Genomic DNA, 4,805 nt, shown 5'->3' on the forward strand with positions numbered 1-4,805 from the left:
GTCCGCTTTTGCTGCCACCACCGGTCAGCTTGATTTAACCCAGTCTGTTGTCGGCTTTATTTGTATAGCTATCTTTGTCCTGGCCTATGCGCTGGTGATGGGTGAAGAAAAACTTCATATGCGCAAATCTAAGCCTGTACTGGTTGCGGCCGGTATTATCTGGATATTAATTGGCTGGGTCTATATCACGCAGGATATCCCAGGTGTAACAGAAGAGGCATTCAGGCATAACTTGCTGGAATTCTCAGAATTAATGTTGTTTTTGCTGGTGGCAATGACCTATATCAATGCCATGGAAGAGCGCCGCTTATTTGATGCATTGCGTGCCTGGATGATTCAAAAGGGCTTTAGTTATCAAAATTTATTTTGGATAACCGGCTTTTTAGCCTTTTTTATCTCTCCGGTGGCCGACAACCTTACTACCGCATTGCTGATGTGTGCTGTAGTAATGAAGGTGGCTGAAGGTGATAAACGCTTTATAAATCTTTGCTGTGTGAACATTGTTGTCGCGGCTAACGCGGGTGGTGCCTTTAGTCCTTTCGGTGATATTACCACGCTGATGGTATGGCAGGCTGGTATGTTGAAGTTTCAGGAATTTTTTGTGCTCTTTGTGCCATCCCTGGTTAATTTTATTATCCCGGCAACTATTATGAGTTTCTTTGTTGAAAAACGTCAGCCATCTGCAGTAAATGAAGATGTAGAGTTAAAACGTGGTGCTCTGCGTATTGTTACCTTGTTTTTACTGACCGTTGCCACTGCAGTGGCTTGCCATACCTTCTTACACCTGCCACCCGTACTCGGGATGATGATGGGCTTGGGTTATCTGCAATTTTTCGGTTATTTCCTGCGTATGACCTTACCTGGTTCATTGGCACGTAAAAAAGCCATGGCCGAGCGGGCGGGTGATCAGGAAAAACTGAAGCGCTTAGGTGGCGTAGTGCCCTTTGATGTGTTTAGCCGGGTATCCAGAGCCGAGTGGGACACCTTATTGTTCTTCTACGGCGTGGTAATGTGTGTTGGTGGTTTAGGCTTTATGGGCTATCTGGCCTTAATGTCTGACTTACTCTACACCCAGTGGGGCCCAACCAATGCCAACGTGGCGCTGGGTATTATTTCTGCTGTGATTGATAACATACCGGTGATGTTTGCGGTATTAACCATGCAACCAGAGATGTCACACGGCCAATGGTTACTCATTACCTTAACCGCAGGCGTAGGCGGTAGTTTATTATCCGTTGGCTCTGCAGCAGGTGTGGCGTTAATGGGCCAGGCCAGAGGCATGTATACCTTTTTTGGCCATTTAAAATGGGCACCAGTAATTCTATTGGGTTATATCGCCTCCATTTTTACTCATATCTGGTTGAATGGCGCTTTATTTAACGTTTATGGCTAAGACCAATGTTTCATTGAGCTACTGAACAGATACTGGCACAGAATTTTGCTGTGCCAGTATTTAAATATTAAATATCACTAAGTATTTTGTCGGAAAACTTGTAAAATCCCTCCCAGCAGTAACACTTAAAGCTGGTGCTTTTCTTATACTCACGCCAGCTGAACCGGAGACGACTTCAGATGAATGCCTTACAGTATGCTCAAAGTGTATCAACCTTGTTTTCTTTACCAGACAGTTATTTGCGGGTAAAAGAGTTGATGGAGTCCGACATTGCCAGCCTGGACGATATCGCTGAAGTCATTTTGCTGGATCCCGTGCTAACGTCAAAACTATTGAAATTAGCAAACAGTGCCATCTATCGCTTACCTTATCAGGTGGAATCAATCAGCAAAGCCTTGTTGGTACTGGGTAAAACCCAGGTATATAATTTGGTGACCAGTATTGGTATCAGTTCCGCTTGTAGTCAGTTAAATACCGCCAGTATTGATTTAGAACGTTTTTGGGAGCAAAGCGTCAATGCCGCTTTAATCGCTAAATATTTGGCCGGCCATTGTGGTTTACGCCAACCTGACCGGCTTTATGTTGCTGGTTTATTGCATAATATTGGTGAGCTGGTGGTGTGTCAGCAATCTCCTGAAATCAGCAACCGCTGTCAGCATTACAATGCCGATGTCAAACCCTGGCAATTACAACAGGCCGAGCTGGGCTTTACCTACGCCAGATGTGGTGCGGAATTATTGCATCTTTGGCAATTACCGGATGCGATAGTCGACCCGTTAGCCATGCAACACAGCAGTAAATTTGAAGCTGCTGCACCTGATGTGTTAATAGTGTATTTGGCAGTACGTTTGGCACTGGCTAATCAACACCCTGATTTATATCAAATCAAACAACTGATTGACCCCTTTGTGTTAGAGCTGTTGATGCTGAGCCAGGCAGATATCATTAAAGCTATTGATTTTTGTAATACCGAAGGTCTGTTTATCCTGTCTGTTCTTAACCCCCGGATCAGTACCATTTATTAAGCCTGTATTTGCCACCCGCTGGGTGGCATAGTCTCGAATGAGTATTTTATGCCTAACAAACAAACACCCTTGTATATCGGCTATGCCGGTTCAGCTTTATTGGAAACCCCCTTATTAAATAAAGGCAGCGCCTTTAGCCAGGCTGAGCGTAGCGCTTTTAACCTGACCGGCTTATTACCGCCGCGATTTGAGACCATTGAAGAGCAGGTAAGCCGTGCTTATTTGCAGTATCGCAGCTCTGCTGAAGCCATTAATAAGCATATTTATCTGCGGGCTATTCAGGATAATAACGAGACGCTGTATTACCGGCTTATTCAGCAACACCTGGAAGAAATGATCCCAATCATCTATACACCAACAGTGGGGGATGCTTGTGAGCAATTTTCCGATATTTACCGCAGTGCCCGTGGGTTATTTATTAGCTATGACGATCGTTACCAATTAGATGATCTGCTGCGTAATGCCACTAAAGCCAAAGTTAAAGTCATCGTCGTCACAGATGGTGAGCGGGTACTGGGCCTGGGCGATCAGGGTATTGGTGGCATGGGCATTTCTATTGGTAAGTTGTCGCTTTATACCGCTTGCGGTGGTATCAGCCCGGCGTATACCTTGCCAGTGATGCTGGATGTGGGCACCAATAATGAAAAACTGTTAAACGACCCTATGTATATGGGCCTGCGGCAAAAGCGGGTAGCGCAGGATCAATATAACGAATTCATTGAGCTGTTTATGCAGGCTGTTAAACGCCGCTGGCCAGAAGCCATTATTCAGTTTGAAGATTTTGCCCAGCCAAATGCCATGCCATTGTTACAGCGCTATCGTGACCAGGTGTGCTGCTTTAATGATGATATCCAGGGCACGGCTGCAGTAACGGTAGGTACCTTGCTGGCCGCTTGTCGCAGTAAGGGTGTAAAACTGTCCAGCCAAAAAGTGGTGTTTGTTGGCGCTGGCTCTGCCGGTTGTGGCATTGCCGAGCAAATTATCAGCCAGATGGTGGCAGAAGGCATTAGCGAGCAACAAGCGCGCAGCCAGATTTTTATGGTCGACCGTTTTGGCTTATTAACCGATAGCATGCCAGATTTGCGTGATTTTCAGCAGGCATTGACTCAGCAAGCAACAAACATTGCGGATTGGAGCTACAGTGGTGAGTATCCGAGCCTGCTTGATGTGATGAATTGTGCGGCGGCTGATATTTTAATTGGTGTCTCAGGACAGGCCGGTTTATTTACGGAGCAGGTGGTGCGGGCGATGAAAAAACATTGCGCCAAACCGATTATTTTCCCGCTGAGTAATCCGTCCCGTCAGGTTGAAGCCACGCCACAGCAAGTGATTGAGTGGACCGATGGCGAGGTAATTGTCGCCACCGGCAGCCCCTTTGCCACGGTGGAATATAACGGCAAAAGTTTCCCTATCGCGCAGTGCAACAACAGCTATATTTTTCCGGGTGTTGGTCTTGGCGTGATAGCGGTTAAAGCCCGCTTAATCAGTGATGAGATGCTGCGCGCCGCCAGTAAAACGCTGGCCGCTAATTCGCCGTTGGCCAATACCGGTGAGGGCAGCTTATTACCGCCATTAAATCAGTTAGCCAATTTATCTAAGCTGATTGCCTTTGCCGTGGCAAAAGTGGCCATGTCACAAGGTTTAGCGCTGGAGATTGATGATAATATGCTGCAGCAGCGTATTGAAGATAATTTCTGGAAGCCAGAATACCGGCAATACAAAAGAGTTAGCGGCTAAACTCGCGCTAAAACTTATAATAAGGGGCTGTGATAACAGCCCCTTGTTTATATATTAATCTTTATAGCCCCAGGGGGTGGGCGGCAGGTCAACCGGGGTGGTTAAGTCAAAATCAACCCGTAGCTCACGCCCTTCGCGAGTCAGCCGATAAGCAAAGAACTCGCCCGGATAAATATACATGTGCCAGGTATTGCCGGTAGATTGCGGTATTTTACGCCGGATAAAGTCGGCTTTAGAAAATGCATCAGCCGGAAAAGACTGGGCATTGGCCCAGCCGTCTGTAACCGTATGACCGCCATACATGGTAGCGTCATCGTGGCTACCATCAGGCATGCGATGATCATGCTTTAACGAAATACCCGAGCCGGTTTTGGTTAAGATCCAGGTGCGGGAATGGTTATCACCAATATGAAATGGAATTTCCAGCTTGTGATCAGTGCAGTTACGCACATGCATCACTAAACGGTTTTCAGTAAAGGTCGCCACATTACTCCAGTTCGCCTCCGTGACTTTACCTGCAAAGGCTTTTCCACAATATTGGCGAATATTCTCAAAAAAAGCATCTTGCGCCGGGACTGAGGTTAATGCCGGGCCGGATTGGGCCAGCGCAGCGGTGCTCATTAGCCCTGCGCTGATTAAAAGCAGGCTGA

Annotated in this window: 4 protein-coding genes; 3 read left to right on the forward strand and 1 reads right to left on the reverse strand. The window is 46.7% G+C overall.

The window, feature by feature from the left end; all coding sequences use genetic code 11:
• The 3 genes from nhaD to V7D78_RS03480 all read left to right on the forward strand — a co-directional run.
• The coding region (gene nhaD, locus V7D78_RS03470) for a sodium:proton antiporter NhaD (RefSeq protein WP_333607036.1) at positions 1 to 1,393 on the forward strand (1,393 nt) is incomplete at its 5' end.
• A gap of 179 nt (positions 1,394 to 1,572) precedes the next feature.
• Positions 1,573 to 2,418 (forward strand): HDOD domain-containing protein, encoded by an 846-nt coding sequence (locus V7D78_RS03475; protein WP_333607037.1) that lies wholly within the window; start codon positions 1,573 to 1,575, stop codon positions 2,416 to 2,418.
• Between the two features lie 48 nt (positions 2,419 to 2,466).
• Entirely contained in the window at positions 2,467 to 4,155 is a 1,689-nt protein-coding gene (locus tag V7D78_RS03480) for an NAD-dependent malic enzyme (RefSeq protein ID WP_333607038.1), read from the forward strand.
• 54 nt (positions 4,156 to 4,209) lie between these two features.
• Here V7D78_RS03480 and V7D78_RS03485 read toward each other — a convergent pair.
• A partial coding sequence (locus tag V7D78_RS03485) for a hypothetical protein (RefSeq protein ID WP_333607039.1) occupies positions 4,210 to 4,805 on the reverse strand: 596 nt, incomplete at its 5' end.

The sequence above is a fragment of the Arsukibacterium sp. genome, assembly GCF_036735525.1.
In the GTDB taxonomy this organism is placed as follows: Bacteria; Pseudomonadota; Gammaproteobacteria; order Enterobacterales; family Alteromonadaceae; genus Alishewanella.